Below are 18,805 nucleotides of genomic sequence, written 5' to 3' on the forward strand. Positions count from 1 at the left end.
TGCGCTTAAGCTTCGTCGCTGAACCAGCAAATATTGCGCGCAGCCATAATCAGCTCGCCCGCTTTAACTTCATCCATTCCCTCGATATCCAGAAGATCATCTGTGCCTTGGTCAGCCAGATCTTCCAGAGTGCAGACGCCTTTCGACGCCAGACGGAACGCCATTTCGCGTTCCAAGCCATCCAGACCCAATAGGTCTTCTGCCGGCTCTGCACCATCGAGGATTTCTTCTTTTGCCAACGCAATAGTGGTCAGTGCTTCTTTCGCACGGTTACGCAGTTCATCAACGGTGTCTTCGTCCAGACCATTGATTTCCAGAAGCTCTGCTGCTGGTACGTATGCCACTTCTTCCAACGTTGTGAAACCTTCTTCAACCAGCACGGCAGCGAAGTCTTCATCAATGTCCAAGTGCTTGCTGAACAGCTCGATAGACTGGCCTGCTTCTTCCTGGTGTTTCTTATGAAGATCTTCAACTGTCATCACATTCAGTTCCCAGCCCGTCAGCTGAGAAGCCAGACGCACATTCTGACCGTTACGACCGATAGCCTGTGCTAGGTTGTCAGCTTCAACGGCGATGTCCATTGCATGGGTGTCTTCGTCAACGATGATAGAAGCAACGTCTGCAGGTGCCATCGCGTTAATAACGAATTGCGCTGGGTTGTCGTCCCACAGCACGATATCGATACGCTCGCCGCCCAACTCACCAGATACTGCCTGAACACGCGCACCACGCATACCCACACACGCACCAACTGGATCGATACGCTTGTCGTTGGTTTTCACCGCGATTTTTGCACGAGAGCCAGGGTCGCGAGCCGCGCCCATCACTTCGATCATCTCTTCGCCGATTTCTGGCACTTCAATGCGGAACAGTTCGATCAGCATTTCTGGCTTGGAACGGGTCATGAATAGCTGGAAACCGCGCGCTTCTGGGCGTACAGCATACAGCAAACCACGAACGCGGTCGCCTGGGCGGAAGTTTTCACGTGGTAGTTGATCGTCACGCTGGATTGCCGCTTCTGCGTTGTTACCCAGATCGACGATAATCACATCGCGGTTTACTTTCTTAACTACACCGGTGATCAGCTCGCCTTCGTTGTCCATGAACTGCTCAACCACTTGGGCGCGCTCTGCTTCACGTACTTTTTGTACGATCACTTGCTTAGCAGTTTGGGTTGTGATGCGGTCAAACGTCACTGATTCGATTTCGTCTTCAACGAAACCACCAAGATCAAGAGTTTCATCTTCAAATTGTGCCGCTTCCAACGTGATTTCGCGCGTTGGCAGCGCCACTTCTTCTACCACCAACCAGCGGCGGAAAGTGTCAAACTCACCGGTTTTACGATCGATAGCAACACGTACATCGATGTCAGCTTCATATTTTTTCTTTGTAGCTGTAGCCAGCGCCGTTTCCAGTGCTTCAAAAATGCGCTCGCGCGGAACTGCTTTTTCGTTGGATACCGCTTCTACGACAGCCAAGATTTCTTTGTTCATGAACTAATGCCTCATTTAGCCTTAAAATGAAGGAACCAGGTTGGCCTTGGCGATATTGCTCAGGGCGAACGCTTCTTCGTTGCCATCGACCTTGATGGTGACGGTTTCGCCTTCGACAGAAAGAATGTCACCTTTCCACTTGCGGCGGTTCTGCATGGCCATCTTCAGTACAATGTTTACTTCATGGCCAACAAAGCGCTGATAATGTTCAGCTTTAAAAAGTGGTCGCTCCAAGCCAGGAGACGATACTTCCAGGCTGTAAGCCACAGTAATCGGGTCTTCAACGTCCATTACTGCGCTAACCTGACGGCTAACTTCTGCACAATCTTCGACTGTGATGCCGTTTTCGTGATCGATATAGATACGAAGGGTGGAGTGTTGTCCTGCGCGAACAAACTCAAGCCCGACCAGTTCGTAATCCAGTGCCTCTACAGGCGCTTCAAGCAAGGCATGAAGCTGTTTCTCTAGTCCGGTCATACAAACCCCAGAAATAAAAAAAGGGCTTAAAAGCCCAGTCATCCATCCGAATGGTCATCTTCAGATAACAAAAAACCCCGAATTTCGGGGTTTAATGTAACTGGACCCTGATACCATGATTTCTCATGACCAGTGACTGTTTTGGTCTCTATAAACAATCACCTCAAAGTGGTTGCGGGGGCCGGATTTGAACCGACGACCTTCGGGTTATGAGCCCGACGAGCTACCAAACTGCTCCACCCCGCGTCCGAACGGCGCACATTATATCGTCGCCTCATGCACTATTTCAAGTGCGATGGCCTTATTCAGGACTTTCAAATTGGTGCTGAGAGCGGGACTTGAACCCGCACGCCTGTTAAGGCACTGCCCCCTCAAGACAGCGTGTCTACCAATTCCACCACCTCAGCGAAAGGTATTAATTCGGGATGTCGCTGTTGTTACTAGCAGCTGGCACATCACCTGACTGAACTTGTTCCACTGGAACGCTCAAATCATCGTATTCTCCGCCTGCTTCTGTCTGCTTAGCAGTCAGGTTACCTAGCACCAGGCTGAGAATAAAAAATATCGTCGCGAAGATCGCGGTCATTCGGGTGAGGAAGTTTCCAGAGCCGCCAGAGCCAAACACAGTGTTTGATGCTCCAGCCCCAAATGAGGCTCCCATATCTGCGCCTTTACCTTGTTGAACCAGTACCAGGCCAATGACAGCAAGTGCGGCCAACAGATAAATCACAAGTAGAATTTCGTACATGGGTTCCACCTATGTTCCAAATTGTTGAGCCAGATGACCAATTCAAGTTCACCAGCGCAACTCCCATCATTGGGAGCGGGAGAATACTAACGAATGCCAGCAGGTGAAACAAGTGAAAAATGCAAAAAAACAGGACTTTTCATTTCGTTTGCACATCTTGTGACCAACCGGACGCTCCCGCCCCACCACCATCCCCGTAAGGATTCGGAAACTAGCAGTTTGCTTTCACCGCATCTGCAATTTCAAATGCGTAGGCTTTTACGTCCTCCGCATTTTCGCCTTCCACCATAACGCGGATCAGCGGTTCAGTGCCAGACTTACGCAGCAACACTCGACCTGTCTCGCCAAGTTTAGCTTCCACAGACGCTTTCGCTGACAACACGGCGTCGGACTCCAGAGGGTCGCTAGCGCCGCTGAAACGCACGTTTTCAAGCACTTGTGGGAACATGCTCATGCCATCGCACAGCTCTTTCAGCGACATACCGGTACCGACAACACTTGCCAGTACTTGCAACGCAGCCACAATCGCATCACCGGTCGTCACTTTATCCAGCAAAATGACATGGCCTGAGTTTTCAGCGCCGATTTTCCAGCCGTTTTCCAGCAGCTTTTCCATCACATAGCGGTCACCCACTTTGGCACGGGTGAACGGAATGCCGAGGTTTTTCAGCGCCAATTCCATGCCCATGTTGGTCATCAAGGTACCCACCACCCCGCCTTTCAACTCACCACGGCGCAATGACTCACGGGCGATGATATAGGCAATCTGATCACCATCGACTTTGTTGCCTTCATGGTCAACCATGATCACGCGGTCACCATCACCATCAAAGGCTACACCCATCATAGCTTGCTCTTCGACAACACGAGCCTGCAACGCACGTACATCGGTCGCGCCTACTTCATCGTTAATATTGGTACCATTCGGCTCAACACCCATCGCGATGATATCGGCACCCAACTCTTTAAACACAGATGGTGCGATGTGATAGGTAGCACCATGAGCACAGTCGATAACTATCTTCATTCCCTTCAAGTTCATATCAGACGGAAAAGTGCCTTTGCAGAACTCGATATAACGGCCTGCGGCATCAACAATACGTTTTGCCTTACCCAGTTGCGCTGACTCTACGCACATTAGTGGCTGTTCAAGCTCAGCTTCAATCGCAAGCTCGATGGCATCCGGCAGCTTGGTTCCCTCGGATGAGAAGAACTTGATGCCGTTATCGTAGTAAGGGTTGTGTGAAGCTGAAATCACAATACCCGCTTCAGCACGGAATGTTTGTGTGAGGTAAGCGATTGCTGGAGTAGGCATTGGTCCCGTAAATGCAGCCTGCAGACCTGCAGCTGAAAGCCCAGCCTCCAACGCGGATTCCAACATGTAGCCAGAAATACGAGTATCTTTACCAATCAGTACTTTCTTGGTGCCCTGCTGACTCAGTATCCGACCAGCTGCCCAGCCAAGCTTAAGGATGAAGTCTGGCGTGATCGGGAATTGACCCACTTTACCGCGAACACCGTCGGTGCCAAAGTACTTACGTTCTGTCATTGTTTATCTCCAAATAAACCTGCTGCTTCTCGCATTGTGTTCACAATACGGACGACATCGGAGGTTTCAGCCACGTCATGAACGCGGATGATTTGAGCCCCTTTCAAAGCAGCAATGGTGGCGCAAGCTAAGCTCCCCCCGAGAATCTCAGTGGGGGATTTTTCTAATAATTTAAAAATCATAGACTTTCGTGACATTCCCGCCAGAACTGGTAGGCCAAATCGATGAAAGTCCTCCAGCTTTGCAAGTAGCTGGTAGTTATGTGTCAGTGTTTTCCCAAAGCCAAATCCAGGATCAAGAATAACCTTGCTCTTTTCAATTCCTGCCCCTTCACACGCCTTCAAGCGAGCATCAAAGAAGCTAAAAATATCTCCAAACAAATCGTCGTAGGTTGGATTGGTTTGCATGGTGCGCGGTTGTCCCTGCATATGCATCAGGCAAACGGGAACATTGGCTTTTGCTGCCTCTTCCAATGCCTGTGGCTCCTGAAGAGCACGTACATCATTGATAATATCGGCACCGGAAGCCACGGCTTCACGCATAACTCCTGCTTTACTGGTATCTATAGATATCCAACAATCAAAGCGAGAACGAATAGCTTCAATAGCAGGAATCACACGTTCCAACTCATCTTCCAAGGAAACGTCTGCGGCACCAGGACGGGTCGATTCACCGCCAATATCCAAAATAGTTGCGCCTGCTTTTAGCATGGCTTCGGCGTGCAGGAGAGCGGTATCTAACCGGTTGAATTTTCCGCCATCAGAAAACGAATCCGGCGTCACGTTGAGGATCCCCATCACCTGTGGTGAAGAAAGATCGAGGGTTTTATTTTTACTGACGAGTTTCATATGAGGGCTTTGTTCGGGCAGAGAATTTTCTACAGATAAAAGAAAAACCCCGAGTTATCCCGGGGTTTTGTCGGTTTGAATCACCAATTACGCTTCCGACTTACCGTCTGGGTCGACTGACTTGTTGCCAGTTTCCACTTCGTCCGAAGACGGAGGAACGTCGCTAGAGCTGGCTTCAGCGCTTGGCTTGGTCGGCGTATTATCTGAACTGTCGTCAGCGGACCAGCCTGCTGGCTCACGAACAGGGCGTCTTGCCATCAGGTCATCAATTTGTGCAGCATCGATAGTTTCGTACTTCATCAATGCATCTTTCATCGCATGCATGATATCCATATTTTCTTCGATGATCTTGCGCGCACGTAGGTAGTTACGGTCAATCAGTTCACGAATTTCACCATCGATAAGACGTGCAGTCTCATCAGACATGTGCTTACTCTGTGTCACGGAGCGACCCAGGAACACTTCACCTTCGTCTTCTGCGTACAGCAGTGGACCTAATTTCTCAGAGAAACCCCATTGAGTAACCATCTTACGGGCAATATCTGTTGCACGCTCAATATCGTTAGATGCGCCAGTTGACACTTTGTCAACACCGTAAATGAGCTCTTCGGCCAGTCGTCCACCGTACAGACTCGAAATCATCGACTCCAAGTGCTGGCGAGACATGCTGACACGATCTTGCTCAGGTAGATACATTGTCACACCCAACGCACGACCACGTGGGATAATAGAAACTTTGTACACTGGGTCATGCTCTGGCACCAAGCGACCAACAACAGCGTGGCCTGCTTCGTGGTATGCCGTTGACTCTTTGACCTCTTCGGACATCACCATAGACTTGCGCTCTGCGCCCATCATGATCTTGTCTTTCGCAAGTTCAAATTCAACCATTGAAACAACGCGCTTATTACCACGCGCAGCAAACAGCGCTGCTTCGTTGACAAGGTTAGCCAGATCTGCACCCGAGAAACCCGGGGTACCACGAGCGATCAGTGACGCTTCAACATCACTGCCCAATGGCACTTTACGCATGTGAACTTTAAGGATCTGCTCACGACCACGAACATCTGGCAGACCAACAACAACCTGACGGTCGAAACGGCCTGGACGCAGCAGCGCTGGGTCAAGAACGTCTGGACGGTTCGTTGCGGCAATAACAATGATGCCTTCGTTACCTTCAAAGCCATCCATTTCAACCAGCATTTGGTTCAGTGTTTGCTCACGCTCGTCGTGACCACCACCCAAACCTGCGCCACGTTGGCGGCCCACTGCGTCTATTTCGTCAATAAAGATGATACACGGCGATGCTTTCTTCGCTTGTTCGAACATGTCACGTACACGTGATGCACCCACACCCACAAACATCTCAACGAAATCAGAACCTGAAATGGTAAAGAATGGGACTTTGGCTTCACCGGCAATAGCTTTCGCTAGCAAAGTCTTACCCGTACCAGGAGGACCAACCATCAGGACGCCTGTCGGAATCTTACCGCCCAGTTTCTGGAAACGGCTTGGATCACGCAGATAATCAACCAGTTCTTTTACGTCTTCTTTTGCTTCGTCACAGCCAGCAACATCTGCAAATGTCGTTTTGATCTGTTCTTCGCTCATCATGCGCGCTTTTGATTTACCAAAAGACATCGCACCTTTACCGCCACCGCCTTGCATCTGGCGCATGAAGAAAATCCATACACCGATGAGCAGAAGCATTGGGAACCAGGAGATGAAAATAGACGCCAGAATGCTCGGTTCTTCAGGTGGTGTACCACGCACCTGAACTTTGTGGTTAATCAAGTCATCCAGAAGCTTTGGATCTTGGAGTACAGGCATGTACGTGACATAGCCAGTGCCGTCACGACGTGTCACTTTCAGTTCACGGTTATCGAACTGTACATCCTGTATCTTATCCTGTCCTATCTCTTGGACAAACGTTGTGTAGTCGACTTGACGGCCAGCACTGTCACCCGGTCCAAAGCTTTGGAACACAGACATTAATACGACAGCGATAACCAGCCATAAAATCAAGTTTTTTGCCATGTCACTCAAGGTGTTAGCCCCGCAAAAACTATATTAATAATGGTAGAGTACTACAGTTTATAACCTGTAGCCACAATGTAGACCTCGCGTGAGCGTGCACGTGAGGAATCAGGTTTACGGATTTTAACCGCTTTAAACATCTTACGCACTTCGGCCAAGTACTGATCAAAGCCTTCACCCTGGAACACTTTGACAATAAAGGAACCGTTTGGTGCCAAGACTTCACGACACATGTCCAATGCAAGCTCAACAAGGTACATGGCGCGTGGCTGGTCTGAAGCCAAGTTACCGCTCATGTTTGGCGCCATGTCTGACATCACCACATCCACCATATCTGGTTGAATACGATCAAGTAGCGCATTTAGCACCGCTTCTTCGCGGAAATCGCCTTGCAAGAATGCCACGCCTGGAAGAGAGTCCATAGGCAGAATATCACAAGCAATCACCTGTCCACTATCACCGACCTGCTCTACTGCGTATTGAGACCAGCCACCTGGAGCTGCCCCCAAATCCACAACAGTCATACCCGGTTTCAGCAGCTTATCTTTACCCTGGATCTCGTCGAGTTTAAAAATTGCTCTCGAGCGAAAGCCTTTTTTCTGGGCTTCCTGAACATATTTATCATCAAAATGTTCTTTCAACCAGCGACCAGAACTCGCTGAGTGTTTCTTTTTGCTCATGTTTTACCTAGCCCACAATACCACCGCAAAATTCTTGCTGATGATTCGGGGGGATATTTGTTCAGTTTGGATAGAGATGGCGGTAGAATGTCACGTTTTCAACCCCGATAAAACAATAAATCGAGCCATCAATGAATCTAAGCACAAAACAAAAACAGTATCTGAAAGGTCTGGCACACAACCTGAAACCGGTTGTACTTATGGGTGCAAATGGCCTGACAGAAGCCGTGCTTGCTGAGATTGTAATCGCTCTCGATCATCACGAACTGATCAAGGTGAAAGTGGCGTCCGAAGATCGCGACACTAAAAACTTGATTGTAGACGCAATCGTCCGTGAAACTAAAGCAGAGAAAGTACAGGTTATCGGTAAAGTTCTGGTACTGTACCGCCAAAGCGAAGAGCGCAAAATCGAATTACCACGCAAATAAAAAAGGCCGCTTAGCGGCCTTTTTTACATCAGTTGCCTGTAACAATCGCTAACATTTTTATCGACGGCAGGCATCCAACCTTTAAACGTACTCTACGCTATCAATCTCAAACTCTTTCACGCCGCCCGGCACAGTGATTGACACTTCATCACCTTCTTCTTTGCCGATAAGACCACGCGCAATTGGCGAGTTGATAGAAATCAGGTTCTGCTTGATGTCAGCCTCGTCGTCACCCACGATTTGGTAAGTCACCTCGTCATCAGTATTGCAGTCGATAAGCGTAACAGTTGAACCGAAGATAACTTTGCCGTTGTTTGGCATCTTCGCAATGTCGATCACCTGAGCGACAGAAAGCTTGTACTCAATATCACGGATTTGTGCTTCACAAATGCCCTGCTCTTCTCGAGCAGCATGGTACTCCGCATTCTCTTTCAGGTCACCTAGTTCGCGTGCTTCAGCAATCGCTTGAGTGATTAGCGGACGGCGTTTCAACAGGCGTTCCAGCTCTTCTCTCAATTGCTGTTCGCCACGCACAGTCATTGGTACTTTATCCATAAATGACATTACCTCTGTGACCAAAACCATATGTTTTGGCAAAAACAAAGCCACGCCCAGACAGAGTTTGAGCGCAGCCAACGAATAACTTTCATCTCAGTGTAAACAAGTTATCTTCTCAGGTCACCAACGATTTGAAACGCACACTCTCCGAAAAGAGAAGCTGGGAGGTAAACTCATAATCCAAAAAGAAATTCTCACGTAGCCATCACACATTCAACTCACACCAAAGAGATTTATATCGCAATTAAATATAAAAAATCATAAATCCCCTAAATATCAAGGAACTTCACCAATACGATATAAGTAACTGTTATTTATTGCATTTATTCTTTATCGCCAAATAAAAAACAGTGTTTTCTATTTGTTTTTTGATTGTTTTACTAACAGTCCTAAATCAGGAGCGGTTACAAACAAGGCATCGCGACGTTTGGAGATAACGTCTCGAAAATCAAATTCATATAAGGACAACGTAATGAACAAAAAGTTGATTGCTCTTGCTGTAGCTGCTGTAGCTTCTACCTCTGTTTCTGCTGCTGAAATTTTTAACGACGGCAATTCTTCTATGGCTATCGGCGGTCGCGCTGAAGCTCGTGCAGCTATCAAAGATGGCGACATGACTGACAACAGCCGCGTACGTATCAACGTTTTGGGTACTACTCAAATCGCTGAAGGTGCATACGGTGTTGGTTTCTTCGAGCGTGAGTTCAAATCTAACGAATCTAAAGATGAAAACCGCTACATCTACGCTGGTATTGGCACTGAGTACGGCCTGGTAACTTACGGTCTGAACGACGGTGCTCTGGGCATGATCACTGACTTCACTGATATCATGTCTTACCACGGCGCAAACGCGAGCACAAAAATCGCTGTAGCTGACCGCATCGACAACAACTTCGGTTACGTTGGCGAGTTCGGCGGTCTGACTGTGAAAGCTAACTACATTGGCGAAACAAACGATCTAGACGGCAACCTAGTAGTTGACGGTGGTTACTCTCTGGGTGCGGTTTACGCAATGGAAAACGGTCTGGCAATGGGTCTGGGCTATGCTGACCAAGGCAAAGACACGGTAACTTCTGCAGAATCCAACCAAATCCAAGCTGCTATCTCTTACTCAATCAACAACATCTACGTTGCAGCGCTGTACAAAGATGGTGAAGAGAAGCAAGCAGGTTCTAAAACTGACCTGACTGGTTACGAACTGGCTGCCGCTTACAAAATGGGTAACACTAAGTTCACTACTACCTACAACAACGCTGAAGAGAAAACTGCTAGCGACAAGTCAGAAACTGCTGACTTCATCGCTATCGACGCAACTCACTACTTCAACGACAACTTCCGCGCTTACACCTCTTACAACTTTAACCTGTTGGATGCAGACAAAGTTGGTAAAGAGAAAGCAGAAGACGAATTGGTATTCGGTCTACGTTACGACTTCTAATTCTCTGTTAAGTTAAATACTTAATATTGAATATCAAAACGCCTACCCCCGTGTAGGCGTTTTTTGTACCATACTGGAACTGCCTTCTTTGCCGGGGAAATCATGGTGCGACTTCTTACTCTGCTATTTTTCATCCTGCTCTCTTTCTCAACTTACGCTGTTCCCCTTAATAAGATTCAAGCCATGCTTCCCGCAGGCAGCCAATTAGCACTCTCTGTCCATGATGCCAATTCAGGTTCTGAGATTGTGTCAGTTGGCGATGACATTCTTCTACCACCAGCAAGCACCCAGAAAGTCGTGACAGCACTTGCTGCGAGCCTCTACCTACCTGAAGACTTTGCCTTTGAAACCAAAGTTGAACAGGCTGGCAATGACATCCTATTTACTTTTTCCGGAGATCCGACTTTAACGCGAAAAGACCTCCGGCTTATGGTTAGCGCCCTAAAAGCAAAGGGCGTGAAGCGAATCAGGGGCGATGTTTGGCTGGATGGAACTGTGTTTGCAGGCTACGAGCGAGCCGTAGGATGGCCGTGGGATATTCTGGGAGTCTGTTACAGTGCCCCTTCCAGCGCAGTCGCGCTGGAGAGAAACTGTGTTCAAGGCTCTATATACAGTGAAAAAAATAAAAAAATCACCCGGGTCTTTGTGCCTGAACATCAGCCTGTAAAGGTTAGCACTGACGCTCTCGCAGTAACCAAAAACGAACAGGAAGCCAAGCTGTGTGATTTGGAACTTCATTACGACAATAACAACCAGTATTTACTGAGTGGGTGCTTACAACACCGCACAAATCCACTCCCACTGAAATTCGCGATTCAGAATCCACAGAAATATGTCGAAGATGTGTTGGCTTCAGAGCTCAAAAGTGCCGCCATCAAATTGGATGGAAAAATTCGACTGGGTGCTGGCAAGGGAAACCGCACTTTGCTAGCAAGACACACATCGGATTCGCGGGATGCTCTCCTAAATATCATGCTGAAGCGCTCTGATAACTTGTTGGCCGACAACCTTCTTAAAACCATGGGACACCGCTATTACGGTCAGCCTGGCACCTTTGCAAACGGCGCTGCAGCGGTGAAGGCTATTTTACAGGAAAAAGCAGGGCTGGATTTAACCCATGCAGTGATAGTTGATGGTTCTGGCCTGTCACGTAACAACCGCATGACGGCTTCTCAACTGATGAACGTCATGCATTACGTTTATGAAAATCCAAGTCTTGGCGTGCTTCCTATGTTGCCGGTATCTGGTGTTGACGGCACTTTGAAGTACCGCTCCAGCGTACGCCATGCCCCCTTAAAGCAAAGACTCTCAGCAAAAACAGGCTCGCTCTACGGAAGCTATAACCTCGCTGGTGTGCTTAAAAACGAGCAGGGTAAAGATATCTTGGTCGTGCAATTGGTGACGAACTATCACATCCCAAAATCGGATGACAGGCCAGCCAATGTCGCCAGCCCGATCACCCAATTTGAACGGGAACTTTATCAGGCACTGCTTACGTCAAGCCTAACCACGCGTTAACCGTGATGAAATAGATTGCCATCCCGCTGATATCGACCACTGAGGCCAACACAGGGCTGACCAACACAGCAGGGTCAAGCTTGAGCTTTCTTGCCACCAAAGGCAGCACTCCACCAAGGGTGGTCGAAATTGTCACTTGAATGCTCAGTGCCAGGCCTATGGCTATGGCGATATCAATTAAGGTCATGCCTGCTGGCAGCGCACTGTCATCACTGAATAACATGACCCTTGCCATGATGACAGCAGCAAGGGAAATAGCGATGATCGACGCGATCCGTAGCTCTTTCCACATCACTTGAAGCCATTGCCTCGGCTTGACTTCATTCATAGCAAGCGCCCTGACCACCAATGTCGCAGCTTGCGAACCAGCATTACCACCGGCAGCTGCAATGACAGGCATATAGATAGCCAGTAACACAAGCTGGCTCAATGTATCCTCGTAGTGTGAGATGATAAGTCCAGATACAATACCGAGCAGTGCTAATCCGACAATCCAACCAATCCGTTGACGGACATGGCTCAATACCGAGTTAGCCAGATAGTTGCCATCAGGCTCCACTTCGGAGCTGATAAGCCCCAGCCCAGTGGCAATTTGCCTGACACGCACTGCCTCCCCCGTTTCAGCCAAGTCATCAAGCAGTTGTCGAGCCAATGCCACCGGGCACTGGTTTAACACCGCAATCGCCTCACTGACAGGCATAACACTAAGCAAGCTAACACGCTCATTGTTTTCATGAAATAAAAATGCGCTTCTTGCTGCTTCAATTTCTCTCGCAGCAAAAGCAGTTGGCTGGTTTCCCAGCGAAGTAGCGTTCATTACCGCCATAGCGAACCTCCCGATTGGCTAGGTGTAACGACCATAGAAAAGCGACTGATTTCAGACGAAAAAGTGCAGAAGCCTTTTAGCGACATACGAATACAGTCAGTTTTCTCACTCAGAATTTTCGGGAAGCACAGGGAATAAAAAGGAGCTTTAAAGCGGAGCATTCCAACCGGACGATTGAAACGCGAAATGATCACGAATGTTACCGTCTGGGATTACAGGCTTCCCTTGCAACTCGGAGGCTGGTCGATAACGTTCATGGTTTTCTCCAATTCAGTCGCAGCATTGCGACCCGTAAATTCTATGTGAAACGTAAAAGAACTCAACTAAAAACAAGGCAAAAAATATCAAGGACAAAAAACTAAAAACATAAAAAAGCCCACCATTAAGGCGGGCAAGGAGGTTATCGTAACGGTCGGCTTACTGCCGACTCATTAGTCTCCCCTCACAACTCAAAGCGCAAGCTCCAAATCGATCGGGGCTGTTTTGTTAATTATTTACCGTACTTTTCTGCCACACGTGCATGCAGTTCTTGTACTGAATTCACTTTCGACAGGTCAGCCGCAGCGTGAGCCATGCAGGTTGCGAATGCTGCATTCAGCGTAGTGGTGTAGTTCACTTTCTCTGCCAGTGCGCCGCGACGCAGTACCTTCGAGTCTTCAATCGCTTGACGACCTTCAGTGGTATTGATGATGTAGCTGTACTCACCGTTCTTGATGCGATCAAGGATGTGAGGACGACCTTCGTGTACTTTGTTCACCAGGCGTGGGTTGATACCCGCTTCACCGAGAACAACCGCAGTACCGTGAGTCGCATCCAGCTCAAAGCCCAACTTGATAAGCTTGGCTGCCAGGTCAACAACACGTTGTTTGTCGTTGTTACGAACAGACAGCAGAGCACGACCTTGATCAGTGTACGTTTTGCCACAGCCAAGGTCTGCTTTCGCAAATGCTTCTGCAAACGTGTCGCCCACACCCATGACTTCACCGGTTGAACGCATTTCAGGGCCAAGTAGTGGGTCTACGCCAGGGAACTTGTTGAATGGCAGAACCACTTCTTTCACTGAGTAGTAAGGAGGAATGATCTCTTGAGTGAAACCTTGTGACTCCAGAGACTGACCCGCCATGACACGAGCTGCAATCTTCGCCAATGGTGCGCCGGTCGCTTTTGATACGAAAGGCACGGTACGCGCTGCACGTGGGTTTACCTCAATCAGGTAAACTTCGCCGTCTTTTACAGCAAACTGAGTATTCATCAGGCCACGAACACCCAGCTCGAAAGCCAGTTTCTCTACCTGACGGCGCATTTCGTCCTGAATCTCTTGGCTCAGGGTGTAAGCAGGCAGTGAACATGCAGAGTCACCAGAGTGAACGCCCGCTTGTTCGATGTGTTCCATGATGCCGCCGATAACCACTCGCTCGCCGTCGCAGATTGCATCGACGTCAACTTCTGTCGCATCATCCAGGAAACGGTCCAACAGCACTGGTGATTCGTTAGATACACTTACCGCTTCATTGAAGTAGCGGCGCAGATCGCTCTCGTCGTAAACGATTTCCATTGCGCGGCCGCCCAGTACATAAGAAGGACGAACCACCAGCGGGTAACCGATTTCACGGGATTTCTCTACCGCTTGCTCCAGTGCCGTTACTGTCGCGTTTTCAGGCTGTTTCAGGCCAAGACGCTCAACCGCCGCTTGGAAACGCTCACGGTCTTCTGCACGGTCGATAGCATCAGGGCTGGTACCAATGATTGGCACACCTGCTGCTTCCAGCGCACGCGCCAGTTTCAGTGGCGTTTGACCACCGTACTGAACGATAACGCCTTTTGGCTTTTCGACACGCGCGATGGCCAGTACGTCTTCCAGTGTTACCGGTTCGAAGTACAGACGGTCTGAGGTGTCATAGTCAGTCGAAACCGTTTCAGGGTTACAGTTAACCATGATGGTTTCGTAGCCGTCTTCACGCAGTGCCAGTGACGCGTGTACGCAGCAGTAATCGAATTCAATACCCTGACCGATACGGTTTGGACCACCGCCCAGAACCATGATCTTGTCTTTGTCTGAAGGGGTCGCTTCACACTCTTCATCGTAAGATGAGTACATGTACGCCGTGTCAGAAGAAAATTCTGCTGCACAGGTATCAACACGTTTGTAAACAGGGTGAATGTCGTACTGGTCGCGCAGTTTGCGGATTTCGCTTTCGCTCACACCCAGCAGCTTGCTCAGACGTGCATCGGAGAAACCTTTACGCTTCAGTTTGCGCAGTACTTTCGCATTCAGGCCAGCAAAGCCGCCTTCTTTGATTTCCGCTTCCAGCTTCACAATCTCTTCGATTTGAACCAGGAACCAGCGATCGATGTTCGTCAGTTTGAATACGCCGTCTACGGACATGCCCGCACGGAATGCATCTGCGATATACCAAATACGTTCTGCGCCTGCATCTTTCAGCTCATGGCGGATTTTGGTCAGTGCATCTGGCTCATCCAGGTCAACCATTTCGTCGAAACCTGTCGCACCAACTTCCAGGCCACGCAGCGCTTTGTGCAGTGATTCCTGTTGGTTACGGCCGATAGCCATGACTTCACCCACAGATTTCATCTGGGTAGTCAGGCGGTCATTTGCACCCGCAAATTTTTCGAAGTTAAAGCGTGGGATCTTAGTAACCACATAGTCGATGGTCGGTTCGAAAGACGCTGGCGTTGCACCGCCAGTGATGTCGTTCATCAGCTCATCAAGGGTGAAACCAACAGCCAGTTTCGCTGCCACTTTTGCAATCGGGAAACCCGTTGCTTTCGAAGCCAGAGCAGAAGAGCGCGATACGCGTGGGTTCATCTCGATGATAACCATGCGGCCATCTTTCGGGTTGATACCGAACTGAACGTTCGAACCACCAGTTTCAACGCCGATTTCGCGAAGAACTGCCAGCGATGCATTACGCATCAGTTGGTACTCTTTATCAGTCAGGGTCTGCGCAGGTGCAACCGTGATGGAATCACCGGTGTGGATACCCATGGCATCGAAGTTCTCGATAGAACACACGATGATACAGTTGTCCGCTTTGTCGCGAACCACTTCCATTTCGTACTCTTTCCAACCGATCAGAGATTCGTCAATCAGCAGCTCGTTGGTTGGAGACAGGTCCAAACCGCGGCGACAGATTTCGTCGAACTCTTCTTTGTTATACGCGATACCGCCACCGGTACCACCCATAGTGAAAGAAGGACGGATGATACATGGGAAGCCCACCATATCGAGGACTTTGTAAGCCTCTTCCATGGTCTTCGCGGTGTCAGCGCGTGGACATTCCAGGCCGATAGACTTCATGGCTTTGTCGAAGCGTGAACGATCTTCTGCTTTATCAATCGCGTCCGCCGTTGCGCCGATCATTTCCACGCCAAACTCAGCCAGTACGCCGTGTTTTTCTAGATCCAGTGCACAGTTAAGCGCTGTCTGGCCACCCATAGTAGGCAGAACCGCATCTGGACGCTCTTTTTCAATGATGTTGCGTACCACTTCCCACTGGATTGGCTCGATGTAAGTCGCATCAGCCATCTCTGGGTCAGTCATGATGGTGGCAGGGTTAGAGTTCACCAGAATAACGCGGTAACCCTCTTCCCGCAGCGCTTTACACGCCTGTGCACCTGAATAGTCGAACTCACACGCCTGACCGATAACAATCGGACCTGCGCCAAGGATAAGAATACTTTGAATATCTGTACGTTTTGGCATTCTCTGCTACTCCGGATTACGCGCTGTGTTGCTTGATCAGTTCAATAAAGTGGTCGAAAAGCGGTGCCGCATCATGCGGACCAGGGCTCGCTTCAGGGTGGCCCTGGAAGCTGAATGCAGGCTTATCCGTGCGGTGGATGCCTTGCAGTGAGCCGTCGAACAGAGATTTGTGCGTCGCGCGCAGGTTAGCTGGCAGCGTCTCTTCGTCTGCTGCAAAGCCGTGGTTCTGGCTGGTGATCATCACGACATTGCGGTCCAGGTCTTTAACCGGGTGGTTCGCGCCATGGTGACCAAACTTCATTTTCACGGTTTGTGCACCTGATGCCAGTGCCAGGATTTGGTGGCCCAGACAGATGCCAAAGATAGGCAAGCCTTCCTCCAAGAACACCTTGGTCGCTTCAATCGCATAAGTACATGGCTCTGGGTCGCCAGGGCCGTTTGACAGGAACACACCGTCTGGATTCATTGCCAGCACTTCTTCTGCTGATGTCTGAGCTGGAACCACAGTCAATCGGCAACCACGGTCAACCAACATACGCAGAATGTTACGTTTCGCACCGAAATCGTAAGCCACTACATGATAAGGCAGCTCGCTGTCATCTTTCGCTTCTGGTAAGCCGCCTTCCAGCTTCCATGAGCCTTGTTTCCACTCGTACGCTTCTGCTGTCGTCACTTCTTTCGCCAAGTCCATGCCTTTCAGGCCAGGGAACTCTTTGGCTTTTGCCAGTGCCAGCGCTTCATCGATGTTATCGCCCGCAACGATACAGCCATTCTGAGCGCCTTTTTCACGCAGCAAACGGGTCAGCTTACGAGTGTCGATGTCAGCGATGCCAACGATATTTTGGGATTTCAGATAATCAGAAAGGGATTGCTGATTACGGAAGTTAGAAGCGATAAGAGGGAGGTCACGGATTACCAGGCCTTGAGCATGGATTTTTGAGGATTCTTCGTCTTCGGTATTAGTACCGGTATTGCCAATGTGGGGATAAGTGAGAGTAACGATTTGCTGGGAATAGGAAGGGTCGGTGAGAATTTCTTGGTACCCCGTCATCGAGGTATTGAAAACAACTTCACCAACAGCGGTTCCATCAGCACCAATGGATTCACCGTGGAATACAGTCCCGTCTTCCAGGACTAAGAGCGCAGACTTGCTCAAGACAACCTCCAAATCAATAAAGATGCAGAAAAGCTATATAATCTTGCATCAAAGCATTCCATACAAGTGCCAAAAATCACTAAAGCTGAATTTTGACAAATTGCGCGCATTCTAGAGATCGATTCACAAGCTGTCAATAAGTGGCAAAAAAAAGAATATTACTTATGGTCTATAACTGCGGTTTTGACTACCAAGCAGTTAAAAGTGAGGGTTATCTGAGGATTTCACGCAAAATTATGTAGAACAGGTTAACACTTTCTCTGCGCCGTAGCATTTGAGACAAATAAAGCAGTCAGGTCGAGACGTAACCGTTTTTATAAGCAATGTTTAGATAGTTTTTTATGGACTTAACAAAGAAAATAAGAATAACATCAAATTAAAAGCAGTTAAGTGGTGGGATTTTTGTAATCTGCGACCATTTAAATAGAATCATCGTCTTTTAAGAAAAACTATGCAGCATACAGAGAGAGACTGCATAGTTATATGAATACGTATCAACTGGAAAAACGAGTAATCTACAGGGTGTCCAGCTCAAGCACGTCTTGCATGGTATAGAAGCCCGCCTCTTTTGCTGCCAGCCAAACCGCTGCGCGAACCGCTCCATTGGCGAAGGTCATACGGTTCGATGCTTTGTGGGTAATTTCCACACGCTCACCGATGTCTGCAAACATAGCAGTATGCTCACCAACAATGTCGCCTGCACGGATAGTCGCAAAGCCAATCTCATCCCGGCTACGCTCACCTGTAATTCCTTCACGGGCATATACGGCTACATCACTCAGCTTGTTACCCATGGCTCCGGCAATCGCCTCACCCATACCAATTGCTGTTCCTGATGGTGCGTCCACTTTATGTCTGTGATGCGCTTCGACGATTTCGATATCACAGTAATCACCCATGACCTTGGCTGCTTTCTCCAGCAGCTTGAAAACAAGGTTCACACCCACGCTGTAGTTTGGCGCCATGACGATACCAACATCGGTCGCCGCATCAATCTGTGCACGTTGCTCTTCGGAAAATCCGGTCGTACCGATCACCAGTCGCTTACCATGAGCGCGGCAAAGCTCAATGTTTGCCAACGTCGCTACTGGCGCGGTGAAGTCGATGATGACATCAAATTGATCGGCCACTTTCGCCAAATCATCAACGATTGCTACATCGCGCTTACCAATACCTGCCAGTTCACCTGCGTCGGTACCAATCAAGCTCGACTCAGGACGCTCACTTGCTGCAGCCAGAACCGCGCCTTCCATCGCGTCAGTCGCCTGAATAAGCTGTCGGCCCATACGTCCGGCAGCGCCCGCAATTGCAATGCGAACCATCTG

At 49.1% G+C, this 18,805-nt stretch carries 15 protein-coding genes and 2 tRNA genes; 3 read left to right on the plus strand and 14 right to left on the minus strand.

Annotated elements, in window-relative coordinates; all coding sequences use genetic code 11:
- Positions 1-5: 5 nt before the first annotated feature.
- From nusA to rlmE, 9 genes are all read right to left on the minus strand, one after another.
- The gene (nusA, locus tag VP504_RS08130; RefSeq protein ID WP_325893793.1) at positions 6-1,493 is read right to left on the minus strand and encodes a transcription termination factor NusA; all 1,488 of its coding nucleotides are present in this window, start codon (positions 1,491-1,493) and stop codon (positions 6-8) included.
- 21 nt (positions 1,494-1,514) lie between these two features.
- Entirely contained in the window at positions 1,515-1,970 is a 456-nt protein-coding gene (gene rimP, locus VP504_RS08135; protein ID WP_062667298.1) for a ribosome maturation factor RimP, read from the minus strand.
- A 169-nt stretch (positions 1,971-2,139) separates the two neighbouring features.
- Positions 2,140-2,216: transfer RNA gene (locus VP504_RS08140), tRNA-Met, on the minus strand.
- 74 nt (positions 2,217-2,290) lie between these two features.
- Positions 2,291-2,377: transfer RNA gene (locus VP504_RS08145), tRNA-Leu, on the minus strand.
- Between the two features lie 8 nt (positions 2,378-2,385).
- Entirely contained in the window at positions 2,386-2,718 is a 333-nt protein-coding gene (gene secG / locus VP504_RS08150) for a preprotein translocase subunit SecG (protein ID WP_325893794.1), read from the minus strand.
- A gap of 211 nt (positions 2,719-2,929) precedes the next feature.
- A complete protein-coding gene (glmM, locus tag VP504_RS08155; protein ID WP_325893795.1) occupies positions 2,930-4,267 on the minus strand; it encodes a phosphoglucosamine mutase in 1,338 nt (445 codons plus the stop codon).
- Positions 4,264-5,115 carry a dihydropteroate synthase gene (gene folP, locus VP504_RS08160; protein ID WP_325893797.1) on the minus strand — a complete coding sequence of 284 codons (852 nt, stop codon included), beginning with the start codon at positions 5,113-5,115 and terminating at the stop codon, positions 4,264-4,266. The genes glmM and folP overlap by 4 nt, the downstream gene beginning before the upstream one ends.
- A gap of 87 nt (positions 5,116-5,202) precedes the next feature.
- A complete protein-coding gene (gene ftsH / locus VP504_RS08165) occupies positions 5,203-7,152 on the minus strand; it encodes an ATP-dependent zinc metalloprotease FtsH (protein ID WP_442788903.1) in 1,950 nt (649 codons plus the stop codon).
- A 50-nt stretch (positions 7,153-7,202) separates the two neighbouring features.
- Entirely contained in the window at positions 7,203-7,832 is a 630-nt protein-coding gene (rlmE, locus tag VP504_RS08170; protein WP_062705990.1) for a 23S rRNA (uridine(2552)-2'-O)-methyltransferase RlmE, read from the minus strand.
- A gap of 131 nt (positions 7,833-7,963) precedes the next feature.
- Between rlmE and yhbY the strand changes: the two genes are divergently transcribed.
- Positions 7,964-8,260, plus strand: coding sequence for a ribosome assembly RNA-binding protein YhbY (gene yhbY / locus VP504_RS08175; protein WP_325893798.1), 297 nt, complete (start codon positions 7,964-7,966; stop codon positions 8,258-8,260).
- Positions 8,261-8,341: 81 nt separating this feature from the next.
- Here the strand turns inward: yhbY and greA are convergent, their stop codons facing one another.
- Positions 8,342-8,815, minus strand: coding sequence for a transcription elongation factor GreA (greA, locus tag VP504_RS08180; protein ID WP_325893800.1), 474 nt, complete (start codon positions 8,813-8,815; stop codon positions 8,342-8,344).
- Positions 8,816-9,290: 475 nt separating this feature from the next.
- Between greA and VP504_RS08185 the strand changes: the two genes are divergently transcribed.
- On the plus strand, positions 9,291-10,256 hold the full coding sequence (locus VP504_RS08185) for a porin (protein ID WP_325893801.1): 966 nt from the start codon (positions 9,291-9,293) through the stop codon (positions 10,254-10,256).
- Positions 10,257-10,358: 102 nt separating this feature from the next.
- Positions 10,359-11,774, plus strand: a complete 1,416-nt coding sequence (dacB, locus tag VP504_RS08190; protein WP_325894005.1) for a serine-type D-Ala-D-Ala carboxypeptidase — start codon at positions 10,359-10,361, stop codon at positions 11,772-11,774.
- Here the strand turns inward: dacB and VP504_RS08195 are convergent.
- The 4 genes from VP504_RS08195 to dapB form a co-directional block, all read right to left on the minus strand.
- Entirely contained in the window at positions 11,749-12,600 is an 852-nt protein-coding gene (locus VP504_RS08195; protein ID WP_325893802.1) for a magnesium transporter, read from the minus strand. The genes dacB and VP504_RS08195 overlap by 26 nt on opposite strands.
- Positions 12,601-13,090: 490 nt before the next feature.
- Positions 13,091-16,324: a carbamoyl-phosphate synthase large subunit gene (carB, locus tag VP504_RS08200; RefSeq protein WP_325893804.1), complete on the minus strand. Its 3,234-nt coding sequence runs from the start codon at positions 16,322-16,324 to the stop codon at positions 13,091-13,093.
- 16 nt (positions 16,325-16,340) lie between these two features.
- Positions 16,341-17,480 (minus strand): glutamine-hydrolyzing carbamoyl-phosphate synthase small subunit, encoded by a 1,140-nt coding sequence (gene carA, locus VP504_RS08205; protein WP_325893806.1) that lies wholly within the window; start codon positions 17,478-17,480, stop codon positions 16,341-16,343.
- A gap of 515 nt (positions 17,481-17,995) precedes the next feature.
- The gene (gene dapB / locus VP504_RS08210) at positions 17,996-18,802 is read right to left on the minus strand and encodes a 4-hydroxy-tetrahydrodipicolinate reductase (RefSeq protein ID WP_325893808.1); all 807 of its coding nucleotides are present in this window, start codon (positions 18,800-18,802) and stop codon (positions 17,996-17,998) included.
- Positions 18,803-18,805: the final 3 nt, after the last annotated feature.

Origin of the sequence: Grimontia sp. NTOU-MAR1 (genome assembly GCF_035758505.1) — a bacterium.
In the GTDB taxonomy this organism is placed as follows: domain Bacteria; phylum Pseudomonadota; class Gammaproteobacteria; order Enterobacterales; family Vibrionaceae; genus Enterovibrio; species Enterovibrio marinus.

What these genes read in the sequence shown, in the direction of transcription:
- rimP (WP_062667298.1), bottom strand. Translation starts at nt 1,970, where the DNA reads ATGACCGGACTAGAGAAACAGCTTCATGCCTTGCTTGAAGCGCCTGTA.
- nusA (WP_325893793.1), bottom strand. Translation starts at nt 1,493, where the DNA reads ATGAACAAAGAAATCTTGGCTGTCGTAGAAGCGGTATCCAACGAAAAA.
- greA (WP_325893800.1), bottom strand. Translation starts at nt 8,815, where the DNA reads ATGGATAAAGTACCAATGACTGTGCGTGGCGAACAGCAATTGAGAGAA.
- VP504_RS08195 (WP_325893802.1), bottom strand. Translation starts at nt 12,600, where the DNA reads ATGGCGGTAATGAACGCTACTTCGCTGGGAAACCAGCCAACTGCTTTT.
- dapB (WP_325893808.1), bottom strand. Translation starts at nt 18,802, where the DNA reads ATGGTTCGCATTGCAATTGCGGGCGCTGCCGGACGTATGGGCCGACAG.
- yhbY (WP_325893798.1), top strand. Translation starts at nt 7,964, where the DNA reads ATGAATCTAAGCACAAAACAAAAACAGTATCTGAAAGGTCTGGCACAC.
- folP (WP_325893797.1), bottom strand. Translation starts at nt 5,115, where the DNA reads ATGAAACTCGTCAGTAAAAATAAAACCCTCGATCTTTCTTCACCACAG.
- carB (WP_325893804.1), bottom strand. Translation starts at nt 16,324, where the DNA reads ATGCCAAAACGTACAGATATTCAAAGTATTCTTATCCTTGGCGCAGGT.
- ftsH (WP_442788903.1), bottom strand. Translation starts at nt 7,152, where the DNA reads ATGGCAAAAAACTTGATTTTATGGCTGGTTATCGCTGTCGTATTAATG.
- dacB (WP_325894005.1), top strand. Translation starts at nt 10,359, where the DNA reads ATGGTGCGACTTCTTACTCTGCTATTTTTCATCCTGCTCTCTTTCTCA.
- glmM (WP_325893795.1), bottom strand. Translation starts at nt 4,267, where the DNA reads ATGACAGAACGTAAGTACTTTGGCACCGACGGTGTTCGCGGTAAAGTG.
- secG (WP_325893794.1), bottom strand. Translation starts at nt 2,718, where the DNA reads ATGTACGAAATTCTACTTGTGATTTATCTGTTGGCCGCACTTGCTGTC.
- rlmE (WP_062705990.1), bottom strand. Translation starts at nt 7,832, where the DNA reads ATGAGCAAAAAGAAACACTCAGCGAGTTCTGGTCGCTGGTTGAAAGAA.
- VP504_RS08185 (WP_325893801.1), top strand. Translation starts at nt 9,291, where the DNA reads ATGAACAAAAAGTTGATTGCTCTTGCTGTAGCTGCTGTAGCTTCTACC.